Annotated in this window: 12 protein-coding genes; 8 read left to right on the top strand and 4 right to left on the bottom strand. The window is 62.0% G+C overall.

From position 1 onward, the window contains the following. Positions 1 to 6: 6 nt before the first annotated feature. Entirely contained in the window at positions 7 to 2,853 is a 2,847-nt protein-coding gene (gene rapA, locus ACF8EF_RS05445) for an RNA polymerase-associated protein RapA (RefSeq protein WP_339443716.1), read from the bottom strand. A gap of 150 nt (positions 2,854 to 3,003) precedes the next feature. Between rapA and ACF8EF_RS05440 the strand changes: the two genes are divergently transcribed. The 8 genes from ACF8EF_RS05440 to ACF8EF_RS05405 all read left to right on the top strand — a co-directional run bounded on the left by ACF8EF_RS05440 (position 3,004) and on the right by ACF8EF_RS05405 (position 8,428). Then, complete coding sequence (locus tag ACF8EF_RS05440) at positions 3,004 to 3,699, top strand: M949_RS01915 family surface polysaccharide biosynthesis protein (RefSeq protein WP_176685308.1); 696 nt, start codon at positions 3,004 to 3,006, stop codon at positions 3,697 to 3,699. Between the two features lie 63 nt (positions 3,700 to 3,762). Further along, on the top strand, positions 3,763 to 4,092 hold the full coding sequence (locus ACF8EF_RS05435) for an aspartate-semialdehyde dehydrogenase (protein ID WP_176685307.1): 330 nt from the start codon (positions 3,763 to 3,765) through the stop codon (positions 4,090 to 4,092). Positions 4,093 to 4,160: 68 nt separating this feature from the next. Beyond that, complete coding sequence (locus ACF8EF_RS05430; RefSeq protein ID WP_003254864.1) at positions 4,161 to 4,322, top strand: hypothetical protein; 162 nt, start codon at positions 4,161 to 4,163, stop codon at positions 4,320 to 4,322. 135 nt (positions 4,323 to 4,457) lie between these two features. Next, on the top strand, positions 4,458 to 4,574 hold the full coding sequence (gene ccoM / locus ACF8EF_RS05425) for a cytochrome c oxidase subunit CcoM (RefSeq protein WP_003254862.1): 117 nt from the start codon (positions 4,458 to 4,460) through the stop codon (positions 4,572 to 4,574). A gap of 205 nt (positions 4,575 to 4,779) precedes the next feature. Next, positions 4,780 to 6,768, top strand: a complete 1,989-nt coding sequence (locus tag ACF8EF_RS05420; RefSeq protein WP_392460654.1) for an FUSC family protein — start codon at positions 4,780 to 4,782, stop codon at positions 6,766 to 6,768. After that, positions 6,755 to 6,961: a DUF1656 domain-containing protein gene (locus tag ACF8EF_RS05415; RefSeq protein ID WP_012051433.1), complete on the top strand. Its 207-nt coding sequence runs from the start codon at positions 6,755 to 6,757 to the stop codon at positions 6,959 to 6,961. The genes ACF8EF_RS05420 and ACF8EF_RS05415 overlap by 14 nt, the downstream gene beginning before the upstream one ends. A gap of 12 nt (positions 6,962 to 6,973) precedes the next feature. After that, entirely contained in the window at positions 6,974 to 7,843 is an 870-nt protein-coding gene (locus ACF8EF_RS05410; RefSeq protein ID WP_176685305.1) for an HlyD family secretion protein, read from the top strand. A gap of 246 nt (positions 7,844 to 8,089) precedes the next feature. Next, positions 8,090 to 8,428 carry a DUF2025 family protein gene (locus ACF8EF_RS05405; RefSeq protein ID WP_176685304.1) on the top strand — a complete coding sequence of 113 codons (339 nt, stop codon included), beginning with the start codon at positions 8,090 to 8,092 and terminating at the stop codon, positions 8,426 to 8,428. 19 nt (positions 8,429 to 8,447) lie between these two features. Here the strand turns inward: ACF8EF_RS05405 and ACF8EF_RS05400 are convergent, their stop codons facing one another. The 3 genes from ACF8EF_RS05400 to ACF8EF_RS05390 all read right to left on the bottom strand — a co-directional run bounded on the left by ACF8EF_RS05400 (position 8,448) and on the right by ACF8EF_RS05390 (position 13,333). Beyond that, positions 8,448 to 11,030 carry an EAL domain-containing protein gene (locus ACF8EF_RS05400; protein ID WP_392460653.1) on the bottom strand — a complete coding sequence of 861 codons (2,583 nt, stop codon included), beginning with the start codon at positions 11,028 to 11,030 and terminating at the stop codon, positions 8,448 to 8,450. 51 nt (positions 11,031 to 11,081) lie between these two features. Beyond that, positions 11,082 to 12,155 carry a diguanylate cyclase gene (locus ACF8EF_RS05395; RefSeq protein ID WP_176685302.1) on the bottom strand — a complete coding sequence of 358 codons (1,074 nt, stop codon included), beginning with the start codon at positions 12,153 to 12,155 and terminating at the stop codon, positions 11,082 to 11,084. Between the two features lie 281 nt (positions 12,156 to 12,436). Continuing rightward, the gene (locus tag ACF8EF_RS05390) at positions 12,437 to 13,333 is read right to left on the bottom strand and encodes a formate/nitrite transporter family protein (protein ID WP_339443713.1); all 897 of its coding nucleotides are present in this window, start codon (positions 13,331 to 13,333) and stop codon (positions 12,437 to 12,439) included. Positions 13,334 to 13,714 lie beyond the last annotated feature (381 nt).

Genomic DNA, 13,714 nt, shown 5'->3' with positions numbered 1-13,714 from the left:
TTTTTCTTAGCCAGCCACCAGCACGCGGATGGCTTCCAGCCGCAGGGCGGCCTTTTCCAGCATCGCCAGGCCATCTTCGCGCTGCTTGCGCAAGGCGTCGATTTCGCTGTCACGCACACTCGGGTTGACCGCTTGCAACGCTACCAGGCGCGCCAACTCTTCGTCGGCCTCGGCTGCCAGGCGGCGCTGGGCTTCGGCCACGCGCTCGACGTGGGTTGGCAGAATCTTCTCTTCACCGCCACTGATACGCTTGGCCAGCACATCGCGCTGGGCCTGGACGAACTTGTTGGCGCTGGCGCGCGGTACGCTCTCGAGCTGGTCATTGAGGGTTTCGAAGGCCACGCGTGACGCCAGGTCGTTGCCATTGGCATCGAGCAGGCAGCGCAGTGCCGCCGGTGGCAGGTAGCGGCCCAGTTGCAGGCTGCGGGGTGCCACTACCTCGCTGACGAACAGCAGTTCAAGCAGTACAGTGCCTGGTTTGAGCGCTTTGTTCTTGATCAACGCCACGGCGGTGTTGCCCATCGAGCCTGACAGCACCAGGTCCATGCCGCCCTGCACCATCGGGTGCTCCCAGGTGAGGAACTGCATGTCCTCGCGCGACAGCGCCTGGCCACGGTCGTAGGTGATGGTCACGCCTTCATCGTCGCCCAGCGGGAAGCTGGCATCGAGCATCTTCTCGCTCGGCTTGAGGATCAGGGCGTTCTCGGAATGGTCTTCGCTGTCGATGCCGAAGGCGTCGAACAGGGTTTCCATGTAGATCGGCAGGGCGAACTGGTCGTCCTGTTCGAGAATAGCCTCGACCAGCGCCTGACCTTCGCCGGCACCGCCGGAGTTGAGCTCCAGCAGGCGATCACGGCCAGTGTGCAGTTCGGCTTCCAGACGCTCGCGCTCGCCGCGGGCGTCGGCCACCAGGGTATCCCAGGCCTTGTTTTCGCCGCCTTCGAGCAGCGGCAGCAGGCGTGGGCCAAACTGGTGTTGCAGGGCATTACCGGTGGGGCAGGTGTTGAGGAAGGCGTTGAGGCCTTCGTGGTACCACTGGAACAGGCGCTCCTGCGGGCTGTCCTGCAGGTACGGGATGTGCAACTGGATAGTGTGCTTCTGGCCGATCCGGTCAAGGCGGCCGATGCGCTGTTCGAGCAGATCGGGGTGCGCTGGCAGGTCGAACATCACCAGGTGATGAGCGAACTGGAAGTTGCGGCCTTCGCTGCCGATTTCCGAGCAGATCAGTACCTGGGCACCGAACTCTTCATCGGCAAAGTAGGCAGCGGCGCGGTCGCGCTCGAGGATGCTCATGCCTTCATGGAACACCGAAGCCGGGATGCCGGAGCGCACGCGCAGGGCATCTTCCAGGTCCATGGCGGTTTCGGCGTGGGCGCAGATCACCAGCACTTTGGTGCGCTTGAGCATCTTCAGGGTGTCGATCAGCCAGTCGACACGCGGGTCGAAACGCCACCAGCGCTCGTCATCCGCAACGTCACCCTGGGCCTGGAAGGCAACTTCCGGGTACAGCTCGGCGTGCTCGCCGGCTGGCAGGTCGCGGTACTGCTCGGGCGTGGCCAGCGGATAGGCGTGCAACTGGCGCTCGGGGAAGCCCTGAATCGCCGCACGGGTATTACGGAACAATACGCGGCCGGTGCCGTGGCGATCCAGCAACTCGCGAATCAGCCGCGCGCTGGCCTGTGTGTCGCCGTCGCTGACCGCAGCCAGCAGGGCTTCGCCTTCGGCACCCAGGAAGCCCTGGATGGTGGCGTGGGCCTTGGGCGACAGACGGCCCTCGTCGAGCAGCTCCTGCACCGCCTCGGCTACCGGGCGGTAGTGCTCGCTCTCGGCGCGGAAAGCGGCCAGGTCGTGAAAACGGTTGGGGTCGAGCAGGCGCAGGCGGGCGAAGTGGCTGTCCTGGCCAAGCTGCTCTGGGGTGGCGGTGAGCAGCAGTACGCCCGGGATCACTTGGGCCAGTTGCTCGACCAGGCCGTACTCGGCGCTGACCTGGTCTTCGTGCCAGACCAGGTGGTGGGCTTCGTCGACTACCAACAGGTCCCAGCCTGCGGCAAACAGCGCGTCCTGGGCCCTTTCGTCGTCGACCAGCCACTCCAGGGCAACCAACGCCAGTTGGGCGTCCTCGAACGGATTGCTGGCGTCACTCTCGATGAAGCGCTCGGCGTCGAACAGCGCCACTTGCAGATTGAAGCGCCGGCGCATTTCCACCAGCCACTGGTGCTGGAGGTTTTCCGGTACCAGGATCAGTACGCGGCTGGCGCGACCCGACAGCAGCTGGCGGTGAATGACCAGGCCGGCTTCGATGGTTTTGCCCAGGCCCACTTCGTCGGCCAGCAGAACGCGCGGGGCGCTGCGGTCGGCGACTTCGCGGGCGATGTGCAGTTGGTGGGCAATGGGCTGTGCGCGGCAGCCGCCCAAACCCCACAGTGCCGACTGCATCTGCTTGCTGGTGTGCTGCAGGGTGTTGTAGCGCAGGCTGAACCACGACAGTGGGTCTATCTGCCCGGCGAACAGACGGTCGCTGGCCAAGCGGAACTGAATGAAGTTCGATAACTGGGTTTCGGGCAGGGTGCGAGGCTGGTTTTGCCCGTCCAGGCCGTGGTAGACCATCAGCCCGTCGATGTCCTCGACCTCGCGCACGGTCAACTTCCAGCCCTCGAAGTGGGTGATCTGGTCACCTGGCGAGAAGCGCACGCGGGTCAGCGGCGCGTTGCGCAGGGAATACTGGCGGGTGTCGCCAGTGGCCGGGTAGAGCACGGTCAACAGGCGGCCATCCTGCGCCAGGATGGTACCCAGGCCGAGCTCTGCTTCGCTGTCGCTGATCCAGCGTTGCCCCGGTTGATACTGCTGCGCCATACTGCCTGAACTCCCGCGGTGAAAAAGCCGATTATGTTAACGGATCGGCCGGTCAGACCAAAGTGCCGATAGCATCGAAAGGTACCGAAAGGCACAGTCTAGTCGTTTCATCGTTCTGCACAGCGCCGCCGACGAGGGCCCTGGATCAACATGTCTGCCAAGCAACGCTGGATCAGCGCTTCGATAGCCGTGGGCAGCCTGGTGCTGCTGAGCGCCTGCGAGCAGAAAGACTTTGAGACATTGCCCCCCATCCCGATGGAGCAGCTTGAGGTACTGGGCGTGCAGACGCCGATAAAGAGCGTGCACTTTCGGGATGTTGACGGCGAGGGGCTGCTGGTTCTGAGCCGCAGCGATGGCCAGGCCAGCGACCTGGAAAGCGGACAGGAAGTGGACAAGGTGGTGCTCAAGGCCACCTTGTACGGGCGCACGGCCGAGAACGACACCTTCAGGGCGCGTTGGCAGATCGAGCAGGAAACCACTTGCCCGGGGCTGGATCTGGACGTTGACTTCTATAATGACGTCAGTGATGTCAGTGACCTGAACAAGAATGGCGTGGCCGAGGTAACGTTGGCCAGCCATGCGTTCTGCGGCGGCGGTATCGACCCGCACGACATCGACATCGAGATGCGTGAAGGGCAGGCCAGTTACACCATTACCGGTCAGTCGCTGATCACCCCGGCGGGCGAGGAGCCGGTCGGTGGTGAGCGCGAGGACAGCGCCTCGCTGAAAGCCGCGCCGCAGGCAATACGCGATCATATGGCTGCGGTTTGGCAGCAGGTGTACAAGCGACCCTGGAGCGAGGCCAGCCCGCCAGGTGACGACTTCCCTGGTGACGAAGCCGAGTAAATGTTGTCCATGACATCAAGGTAAAGCTGCGCCTGCCGATACAGGGGGCATAGGAGAACGTCCATGCTGCCGCCGATCATTCCGCTCAGTGCCGCCCCGGTCACCTCGCAACAGGACCCGGTCAAGCCAACACCTGACATCAAGCCGGTGGTGCCGACGCAGCCTGCGTCCGGCGATAGTGCCATCGACCTCAAGCGCCAGCGCGATCCGCAGGAGCAGGTACTGTTGCTGCGCGATGAACAGCGCCGCCAGCAGCAACGCCGGCAAAAGGGCGAGCACGAGCGCTACGATGCCGTCCCGGGTGACGAGGTCAATGCCGACAACACCGTGCCGGTAGCGCCATTGATGGGCGAGCATGTACGCCAGGGACTGCTGGTGGACATCGAAGTCTGATACAGGGGCTGGTCAGCGCCTGCGCCTGGCTTCATCATGCAATTCTCTGTTGATCGTCGAGCCCACCCATGAGCCAAGACAACCTCATCGATTTCGATGCCGAACGTGCCAAGCGCGTCCACGACCTCAAGGAAAAGCGGCTGAACGAAATGCGCAACGCTTTCGAGCAGGCCCTGCCATTGAGTACCAGCAAGAAAAAGAAGCCCAAGGGCAAGCCGAAGAAGCGCTGAAACTTGACGCAGGTCAACCCTGCGCCCCCCTCGCGTGCCCGGCCCCGGGCACCATTGACGCTGATCAATTTTCCCCGCCTCCACATTGGTTAACTTGCACCCATCGGACAACGGCAAACGAATGGGGAGGCCAACATGTTCTTCGACAACGTGGTTATCGCCGGTGTGGTAACGGTCGGGTTGATGGTCGCCTTCTTTGCCGGTCTGGGCATTTTCATCTGGAAGGACTCGAACAAGCGCAAGCCGCGCTGACCTTCCGGGTACACGAGCACGCAAGGCATTTAGGGCGACTTCGGTCGCCCATTTTTTTTGCCTGCATTTTTTACTGCCTGAGCTGTCCCTTTCAGTGCAGGCCAATCGAATATACATGATTAGCTAGCTAATTAATCGTTTCCGCTTTATCCTGCTTATCATTGTCTATCTTTTCAGCAAGACTTTTCCCCGCAAGGTCCGCCTCGTGCCCATCACCTTTCAGGCCCTGTTCGCTCCCAGCAGCCTCGCCCTCAAGTTCGCCATCAAGACCCTGCTCGGTGGCGGCCTGGCGTTGTGGCTGGCGATGCGCTGGGGGCTTGAGCAACCCTCCTGGGCATTGATGACTGCTTTCATCGTCGCCCAGCCGCTATCGGGCATGGTGGTGCAGAAAGGCTTGGCGCGGTTGGCCGGCACGTTGGTAGGTACCGTCATGTCGGTGCTGTTCATCGGCCTGTTCGCCCAGACCCCCGGCCTGTTCCTGCTTACCTTGGCGCTGTGGCTGGCCCTGTGCACCGCCGCGTCCACCCAGTTGCGCAGCGCCTGGGCCTATGCCTTTGTACTGGCCGGCTATACCGCAGCGATCATTGCCTTGCCGGCCATCGATCACCCCCTGCAGGTATTCGACCAGGCCGTGGCTCGCTGTACCGAGATCTGCCTGGGTATTTTCTGTGCAACAGCCAGCAGTGCCTTGCTTTGGCCCATGCGGGTCGAGCAGCAACTGGGCGGGCAGGCGCGACAGGCCTGGCAGAACGGCCTGCAGGCCGCCAGAGCCATGCTGGGCGGAGAGGACGAGGCGCGCAAAGGCCTGCTGGAAAGCCTGGGGCGCATCGTTGCCATCGACAGCCAACGTGAGCATGCCTGGTTCGAGGGCAATCGCGGGCGCCAACGTGCTCGTGCCATTCGTGGCCTTAGCCAGAAACTGATGGTGCTGTTGCGTATTTCCCGTTCGGTGCGCCGCCAGTGGCGGCAACTGGAAGAGTGTGAGGTCGAGCACCTGACGCCCTGGTTGCAGGAAGTGCGCACGTTGCTGGACCAACCCGACCAGCCCAGCCTGTTGTTGCTGCGTCAGCGCATCTGGGATGCCGCACACGATGAGCAGATCAGTTCGGCTGAACACTTCTGCCTGGCGCGCATGGCCCTGCTGCTGGACTATGCCATGGCCGCCAGCCAGGCACTTGAGGATGTGGAGGCGGGCAGGGCACCCAAGGACGTGTCCCAGGGATTGGCTGCGCACCGAGACTGGTCGCTGGCCTTGCTGTTCGGCTCGCGCAGCGCGCTGGCCTTTTTGGTGATGAGTGGCTTCTGGCTGGCTACGGCCTGGCCTTCGGCCCCGGGTGGCCTGGTGCTTACCTGCGTGGTCTGCAGCCTGTTCGCCAGTCGCGAAAACGGCGCGCAGATCGGCCTGAGCTTCCTGCGCGGGATATTCCTGGCAATACCGGCTGCGTTTCTGGTCGGGCAGATCATGCTGCCGCAATGGAGCAGTTTCGCCATGCTCTGCCTGGGCATGGGCGTGCCGCTGTTTCTAGGTGCACTGGGCATGGCCCATCCGCGTACCGGGGCTACGGCCACTTCCTATTGCCTGCACTTCATTGTGCTGGTGTCGCCGCTCAACGCCATGCAGTTCGGCGTGGCGACCATGCTGAACAGTGCCCTGGCCATGCTGGTGGGGGTGTCGGCAGCGGTCATGGCCTTTCGCTTATTGGTGTTCCGCCACCCGGCCTGGCTGGGCCGGCGCTTGCGTGCTGCAACCCAGAACGACTTGGTGCGCCTGACTCGGCGCGACCTGCGCGGGGCTGACAGCTGGTTTGGCGGGCGCATGGCCGACCGGCTGATGCAACTGGCGCGGCATGCCAGTGAATTACCGGAAGGCGAACGCAAACGCTGGGATGACGGCCTGCACGGGCTGGATATCGGCGACGAACTGGTGCACCTGCGCATGTGCCTGGCGGTCGCCCAGGCCCCCCTGGGGCGGGCCGAGCGCGAGTACCTGCAACAATTGGAAGCAGTGCTGGCCAATGGGCCTGCTGCCGGGCGAGGGCAGCGGTTGGATGCTGCCAGTGAGCAGTTCATTGCTGCCTTGCGTCGGCTGCCTGCCAGCGACCCGCTTCGGCTGGCCGAGGGGGCGGTGCTGCAATTACAGAAAAGCTGGGGCAAATGGTGCCGCTGGCAGGAGGACACCCATGGGCTTGCGTGAGTGGGAAGTGGGCGGTGTGCTGCTCAGCCCGTTTCTGCTTTATGTGTTGTTGGCGCTGCTGCTCACCGGCCTGCTGCGCCTGGTGGTGCATGCCACACCGTTGGGGCGTTGGATCTGGCATGAGGCGCTGTTCGACGCGGCGCTGTTCGTTTGTGTGTTGTTCCTGGTGGTACGCCTGCTGGGAACTTTATAAAGGAGTGTTTCGATGCGTGCGGCCGTACGTACTCTGGTGACCCTGTGTGTGGTGGCCCTGGCCGTGTTGGCCGGCTACCAGCTGTGGCAGTACTACATGCTCACCCCGTGGACGCGCGATGCCCGTGTACGCGCCGATGTGGTGGTGATTGCGCCTGATGTGTCTGGCTGGGTGCGCGAACTCAAGGTCCATGACAACCAGCAGGTCAAGGCTGGCGACCTGTTGATGAGTATCGACCGCGAGCGTTTCCAGGCCGCCTTCGACCAGGCCAGTGCGGTGACCGAGACCCGCGCCCAGCAACTGCGCTTGCGCGAGCGTGAAGCGGCCCGGCGTACTGCCCTAGGGCCAGAGGCGATCAGTGCCGAGTTGCGTGAAAACGCCCAGATCAATGCCGCCATTGCGCGCGGCGAGTTGCATGAGGCCGAGGCGCAGTTGCAGGTGGCCAAGATCAACCTGGCGCGCAGTGAAGTGCGGGCACCGCGCAGCGGGCATATCACCAATCTGCGTCTGGCTGAAGGCAATTATGTGAACACCGGGGAATCGGTGATGGCACTGGTGGATGATTCGACGTTCTACATCCAGGCCTATTTCGAAGAAACCAAGCTGCCGCGCATTCGCGTTGGGGACACCGTGAAAGTCTGGCTGATGGGGGCGGGTGAACCGATGCAGGGGCACGTGGAGAGCATCAGCCGCGGCATTACCGATCGCAACAGCAATCCGGACAGCCAATTGCTGCCGGAGGTAGAACCGACTTTCAACTGGGTGCGACTGGCCCAGCGCATACCGGTGAGGATTCGCCTGGACCAAGTGCCGGAAGGGCTGACCTTGAGTGCGGGGATGACGGCGAGTGTGCAGGTGCACGAGGGCGGCGACCCGCAGTGATGGTGCTGCCTCGTCAGGCAGAAATGTAACTTTCGAAGCGGTAAGCCTGTGCGTGTGGTGAAGGCAGTGCAGCTTTAATTCGCCGACGACCGTCAGGCCAAGCCGGCATTGACTGTCGGGCAAACACGAAAAAACTTGGCGAGCGGCCCGCCAGTTGCGTTAGGCTGCCGTTGTGAGTTGCCCGACAGAGGCAACCCTTCTCCTGCCAGGCGTGCGTATCTTCCGATTTCATTGCGAGGTTACGTCATGGCCATCACTTCCCAGGATATCTGCAACGCCGCCGATCAGCTAAAGGGCTTTGTCGGTTTTCACGGCAAGCGCGGTGTTCATATCGTGCGTTTCTCCGAGGACGCGTTCGGCATGGACGTGGCCGACGCCAGTATCACCCCCTGCAGCGAGTTTGTCTGGCGGCCCGAGCAAGGGCAGCGCATGGCGCTGTGCCGCGAACGACTGTCGCTGTTGCTGGATCAGCATGTGGATGACCGCTTGAACATTGGTGAACCGCTGCGCACCTATCTGCGTCGGTGTGACCTGCCCGAGATCGTGGCGCAGCGCAGCCTGCAGCAGCGCACCCAGTCTGTTTAGGAGCAGTACCAGGCCGCGTCTACAAGGGCTGTGCAGTGCTTTGGGATGTTTGGTGCAGCAACGCCGCCAACCCGGCGCTGTCCAGGGGTCTGCTCAGGTAATAGCCTTGCACTTCATGGCAGCGGTCCTTTTCCAGCGCCTTGAGTTGATGTTCGCTTTCCACGCCTTCGGCTGTCACTGTCAGCCCCATCGCCTCACCCAGGTTGATGATGGCCTGGACCACAGCGCGGTCGCTGCCGCCGTTGTTCAGGCCGCTGATGAAGCGCTTGTCGATCTTGATGCTGTCGAACGGGTAGGTACGCAGGTAGCCCAACGACGAATAGCCGGTGCCGAAATCGTCCATGTTCAGACGCACGCCAAGCTCCTTGAGCGACAGCATGGTACCTAGCGCACCCTCGATGTCGTTGAGCATCACGTTCTCGGTAATCTCCAGCTCCAACCGTTGGGCGGGGAAGGCGGTGTCCAGCAAGGTTTCGCGCACGTCGGCTACCACATCGCTGCGCAAGAACTGCGCAGGCGACAGGTTGACCGAAACCAGTACGTCGGCCGGCCAGTCATGAGCCGTGCGGCAAGCTTCGCGCAGCACCCAGCGGCCTAGCGCAACAATGATGTCGCTCTGCTCAGCCAACGGGATGAAGGTGTCCGGCCCCAGCAAGCCTTCCTGGGGGTGCTGCCAGCGCACCAAGGCCTCGACCGCGACGATACGCAGGTCGTCGAGGCGGTAGCGCGGCTGGTAATGCAACTCGAACTCCTCATTGCGCAGGGCCCGGCGCAGGTCGTTCTCCAACTGACGGCGATACTGGATCTGCTGATTCATTTCGGCAACGAAGTAGCGCCATGTGTTCTTTCCATCGGCCTTGGCCTGGTACAGGGCGATGTCGGCACAGCGGATCAGCTCACCGGCATCGAAGCCCTGGTTGCGCGTCTGGGCAACACCAATGCTGGCACCAATGTGCAGAGGCTGGCTGTCGAAAACGATGGGTTGCTGCAGCAGACCGATCAGGCGCGCACAGAAGCGGTCGATTTCGCTGCTGTTGTCCATGCCGCTGAGTACCAGGATGAACTCGTCGCCGCCCAGACGCGCGACCAGATCGCCGTCGCGGGTGGTGTCGCGCAGGCGCGTTGCCACTTCTTGCAGCACGGCATCTCCGGCGGCATGACCGAGCGAGTCGTTGATCGGCTTGAAGTTGTCCAGGTCCAGCAGCAACAAGGTCAGCGGCGGCGAGTCACTGCCGCGCAACAAGGCCTGCTCCAGGTGCCTGGCGAGCTTGTTGCGGTTGGCCAGCCCGGTCAGTGGGTCGTGCTGCGAAAGGTGCTGGATGCGCGCGTGGGCGTCGACTTCGTCGGTAATATCGCTGGCGGTACCCCGAAAACCGATGGCCTTGCCATCGCGCCAGATAGCGCGGGCGGATATCCGGCAGTAGCGGTTCTGGCCATTCTGGTCGCGGTAAGTGCAGCGCAGGTTGGCCAATTGCTGTGGGTCGGCGGTAGCCAGAGCGTCCAGCCAAGGTGACAGCGGCGTGGTATCGCAGGCCAGCAACTGGTTGAGCGGGTGGCCCAGCCAGCCGTCCACCAGGTAACCGGTGACGGTGGTGAAGCGTTGCGACAGGTAGGTCAGGCGTTGTTGCCGGTCGGTTTCCCAGATCCAGTCGGATGCCGACTCGGCCACCGCGCGGAAACGTTGCTCGCTGGCCTCCAGGGCCTGGTTGCTTTGTTGCAGATGCACGAGCGTGAGGCCGACTGCCCGGGAGCTGCGCAAGGCATGGCGGAACAGGTAAAGCATCACCAGTCCAAGTATCAGTAGTGCGCACAATAGTGCTGGCAACACAGCCCACAGCATCTGACGCCCCGGCAGCGGGCTGTTCCAGGTCAGATGGTAGCCGGTGTCGCCCAGGTCGATACGCAGGTGGCTGTGATTCTGGCTATCCTCCTTTTCCACGTGCATGCCGGTCAGGCCGGCGCCGTTGCCCAACTGTGCCAGTTTGCTTTCGGTGAGCTGGTCGATGAACAGCATTACCGGCGCCTGGCTCACTTCGCTGTCGGTAACCTCCCTGTCCGGGCGCACGGCTGCTGCACTGAGTGCGGCCGGCCAGCCATTGAACAGCACGAAACGGGTGACCTGCTCGCGTGAAATTGCTGCTGCGCGGGCCTGTTCGATGATCGGCTGTAGCGGTGTGTCTATAAAGGTGTTGGCACCTGCCTGGCTGGGCTGGCCTTTGAACAAGGCATAGGTGGTGCGGTCGTTTTCCACGACGAACACCCCTTCGTAGCCGCTGGCGCTGTACAGCGACTCGCCTACGTTCTTTTCCTCGTAGGCCCATTGCCAGTCGGCTTGGCCCGCCAGGTGCTCGAAGGCTGCATCCCATACGGCATAGCTGGACAGAAACTGGCGTGAGGCGAGCAGCCGTTGTTCCAGCGCCTGGTTCGCATGGAAGGCGCTACGTTGGCGCTCCTGTCGGTCGAGTGTGCTAGCGATATTGAACAGCGCGCCGAGAATGACCAGGCAAGCCAGACCGAACACTGCGCTGAAACCGGCAATGAGGTGGCGCACCTGAAAGCGCGGTGTGGGGCTAGCGGGTGAAAGCTTGGCGGTCCTGGCCATGCGCGAGCGGCTCCTTCAGGCAACCTCCCGCCAGGCAGTCAGGAAGGAGGTTCAATCAGGATAGGCCAGCCTGAGCGTGGCAGCTTGACCGCGGGCAAAATTGACCTGATCGCGGCCAGCGTGCTTGGCGAGGTATAGCGCCTTGTCCGCCTGTTCGAGCCAATGTTCAGGGGACTCGAGGTCGGCCTCGAAGGGCGACAGGCCGATACTCAGGCTTATGCGCAGGTGCGGTAGCTGCGGGTTGCGGTAGCTGGAAACCCGTTCGCGCAGGCGCTCCATTGCTTGGCAGGCCTGAGCTTGGCTGGTCTCGGGCAGGATCACACAGAACTCGTCGCCGCCGTAACGTCCGGCCTGGTCGCCCTCGCGCAGGCTTCGCCGCAGCTCAGCGCTGAGCTGGCGCAGTACACAGTCGCCGACCACATGGCCAAAGGTGTCGTTGATGGTCTTGAAGTGATCGATGTCGATCAGGGCAATCACCGCGTGCCCCTGTTGCTGCTTGCAAGCCTGGAACTTCAGCAGCAGCAGGTCCTTCCAGGCGCCGTGGTTGAACAGGCCGGTCAGGCTGTCGGTGAGGCTCAGGGCACTCAGCCGGCGCTTGTGGTCGCCCAGCTTGATCGCAAGCTGGTAGCACACCCAGCCCAAGGCCAGCGGGTACAGCGCCAGCATTGGCAGGCACGCATAGACTTGCTGGGGCGTGGCGATCAATTGCAAGCCAGGGCCAAGCAGCAGGAGGGCGGCGAGCATGCCGGCCAGTTGCGCCAGCATCCCGCGAAAGACCATGCGCTTGCCGCCGGCGGCGACGTTGTTCATCGTCATCATCGACAGCACGGTCACGCTGGGCAGCGGGTTGAAGTGCATGGCGGCGGTCCAGAACCCGCCCATCAGCGAGTCCAGCAGGAGGTTGCGCTGTTCCGCCTGGTAAGGCGTTGTCGAGCGGGAAGCCCACAGGTAGGCCGCGTGCGGCCACAGCAAACCATTGAACAGTACCAGCAGCCATGTCCAGAAGGGTGGCGACAGCGGCGCAATGGCCGCCATGACCGTGAACAGGCCGATTCCCAGGCCGATGACACGCGGCAGGTAGATGCGCTTGACGAATGAAAGCCCTTTGCCGTTGCGGTTGTCCATAATGCTTATCTTCTTTTGCCGATGTACCGTTCATCGCATAATTCGCTTGAATATTGTTGAACAGTGCTTCATTGGCGAGTAATGACCTTACAAGCCAATTCACGGTTGATTCGATCAAAGTGGGGGCAGTTGACGGTTCCTTGTAATGTTGGCCAACCCGGCTCAGATGGAGACGGGGTAGCCAGGACTCGCCGCATGGCGGGCGGAACTGGTGTGTAGCCCCTGGCCCGTGAGTTAGCAAGGCCAGGGGGAATGAACTCACCGTAGCGGCACGCTGAGTATCATTTGTGCTCGTGCCTGCTGCGCGCGGACAGGGCCTGGTCGTCATCCAGAAGTCGCGAGGGTGGTTTACCGCTGTCACTGCGCACTTGTGCATGGCTGATCAGGGCGAAGATGAAACTGCCGCCTATGATGTTGCCCGCCAGCGTCGGCAATGCAAATTCCAGCCAGAAGCGGCGCCAGGTTTCGTCGCCAGCCCACACCAGGTAGGACACTTCGACTGACCCCACCACTATATGAGTGAAATCGCCAAGGGCCATCAGGTAGGTGATCATCAGAATGATCCAGATCTTGGCGTGCTCCATTGACGGAATCATCCAGACCATGGTGGCAATCATCCAGCCCGATATGATGCCCTTGGCGAACATCTGGCTGACGTCGTTCTTCATTACCTTGCGGCCGACCTCCAGGAATGCCACATCGGTCTTGCTGTCGAAGATCGGCAGTTCCAGCATCACCCAGGCTATCAGCAGAGTACCTGCCAGGTTGCCAAGCAACACCACGCCCCAGAGACGTAGCAGTCGTCCAAAGTTGGCCAGCGTAGGGGCGGTCATGACGGGCAGCACCGCGGTGATCGTATTTTCGGTGAACAGTTGCTGGCGGGCCAGTATCACGGCAAGAAAGCCCGCGCTATAGCCGATGCTGGCGATCACGTGGGCACCGTCGCCTTCCGGCAGGCGGGCGTAGAATAGCCCCATGGCCATCAACGACAACCCCATGGACAGGCCGGCGGCCAGTGCCGACCACCACAACGCGGCAAGTGTACGTTCCAGCTCCTGATCGCCCTGGTAGCGAATGATTTCATGCAGCAGTGCCGCCCGCGGCGGTTGGCTGTGGCTGACCTCCTGCTCTTCATCTGCAGAGAGACCGGGGGTTTTCTCGCTTTGCCCATTGCTCATGGCCGCTACGCTCCGTGGTGTGTTTCTTTACAGATCCACTGCGCTTTCATTAGTTGCCAGGTAGCGGCAAAAGGTTGTTGGAAAAGTTTTTCAGAACAAGGTGTTGACTCTGATTTCAAAGCGCGTATTATTCGCCTCCTCGCAGCGATGAACGCTTCGGGGCAAGCAGTAAGTTGTTGAAGTTGTTAGCTTTCGAAAGAAAGTGGTAGTAAAAACTTCAAAACAAACGCTTGACAGGTTCTGAGGAAAGCGTAGAATGCGCGCCTCGGTTGAGACGAAAAGCTCTTAACCAAACGCTCTTTAACAAATCGAATCAAGCAATTCGTGTGGGTGCTTGTGAGTACGGACTGATAGTCAAAAAGATTATCAGCATCACAAGTG

It is taken from the genome of Pseudomonas sp. zjy_15, from assembly GCF_043101865.1.
Taxonomy (GTDB): domain Bacteria; phylum Pseudomonadota; class Gammaproteobacteria; order Pseudomonadales; family Pseudomonadaceae; genus Aquipseudomonas; species Aquipseudomonas putida_Y.
The sequence above is the reverse complement of the archived record's forward strand: the minus strand, read 5'-3'. Positions and strand labels throughout refer to the sequence as shown.

Coding starts and splice junctions, on each gene's coding strand:
- rapA (WP_339443716.1), bottom strand. CDS start 2,853: ATGGCGCAGCAGTATCAACCGGGGCAACGCTGGATCAGCGACAGCGAA.
- ACF8EF_RS05440 (WP_176685308.1), top strand. CDS start 3,004: ATGTCTGCCAAGCAACGCTGGATCAGCGCTTCGATAGCCGTGGGCAGC.
- ACF8EF_RS05435 (WP_176685307.1), top strand. CDS start 3,763: ATGCTGCCGCCGATCATTCCGCTCAGTGCCGCCCCGGTCACCTCGCAA.
- ACF8EF_RS05430 (WP_003254864.1), top strand. CDS start 4,161: ATGAGCCAAGACAACCTCATCGATTTCGATGCCGAACGTGCCAAGCGC.
- ccoM (WP_003254862.1), top strand. CDS start 4,458: ATGTTCTTCGACAACGTGGTTATCGCCGGTGTGGTAACGGTCGGGTTG.
- ACF8EF_RS05415 (WP_012051433.1), top strand. CDS start 6,755: ATGGGCTTGCGTGAGTGGGAAGTGGGCGGTGTGCTGCTCAGCCCGTTT.
- ACF8EF_RS05410 (WP_176685305.1), top strand. CDS start 6,974: ATGCGTGCGGCCGTACGTACTCTGGTGACCCTGTGTGTGGTGGCCCTG.
- ACF8EF_RS05405 (WP_176685304.1), top strand. CDS start 8,090: ATGGCCATCACTTCCCAGGATATCTGCAACGCCGCCGATCAGCTAAAG.
- ACF8EF_RS05400 (WP_392460653.1), bottom strand. CDS start 11,030: ATGGCCAGGACCGCCAAGCTTTCACCCGCTAGCCCCACACCGCGCTTT.
- ACF8EF_RS05395 (WP_176685302.1), bottom strand. CDS start 12,155: ATGGACAACCGCAACGGCAAAGGGCTTTCATTCGTCAAGCGCATCTAC.
- ACF8EF_RS05390 (WP_339443713.1), bottom strand. CDS start 13,333: ATGAGCAATGGGCAAAGCGAGAAAACCCCCGGTCTCTCTGCAGATGAA.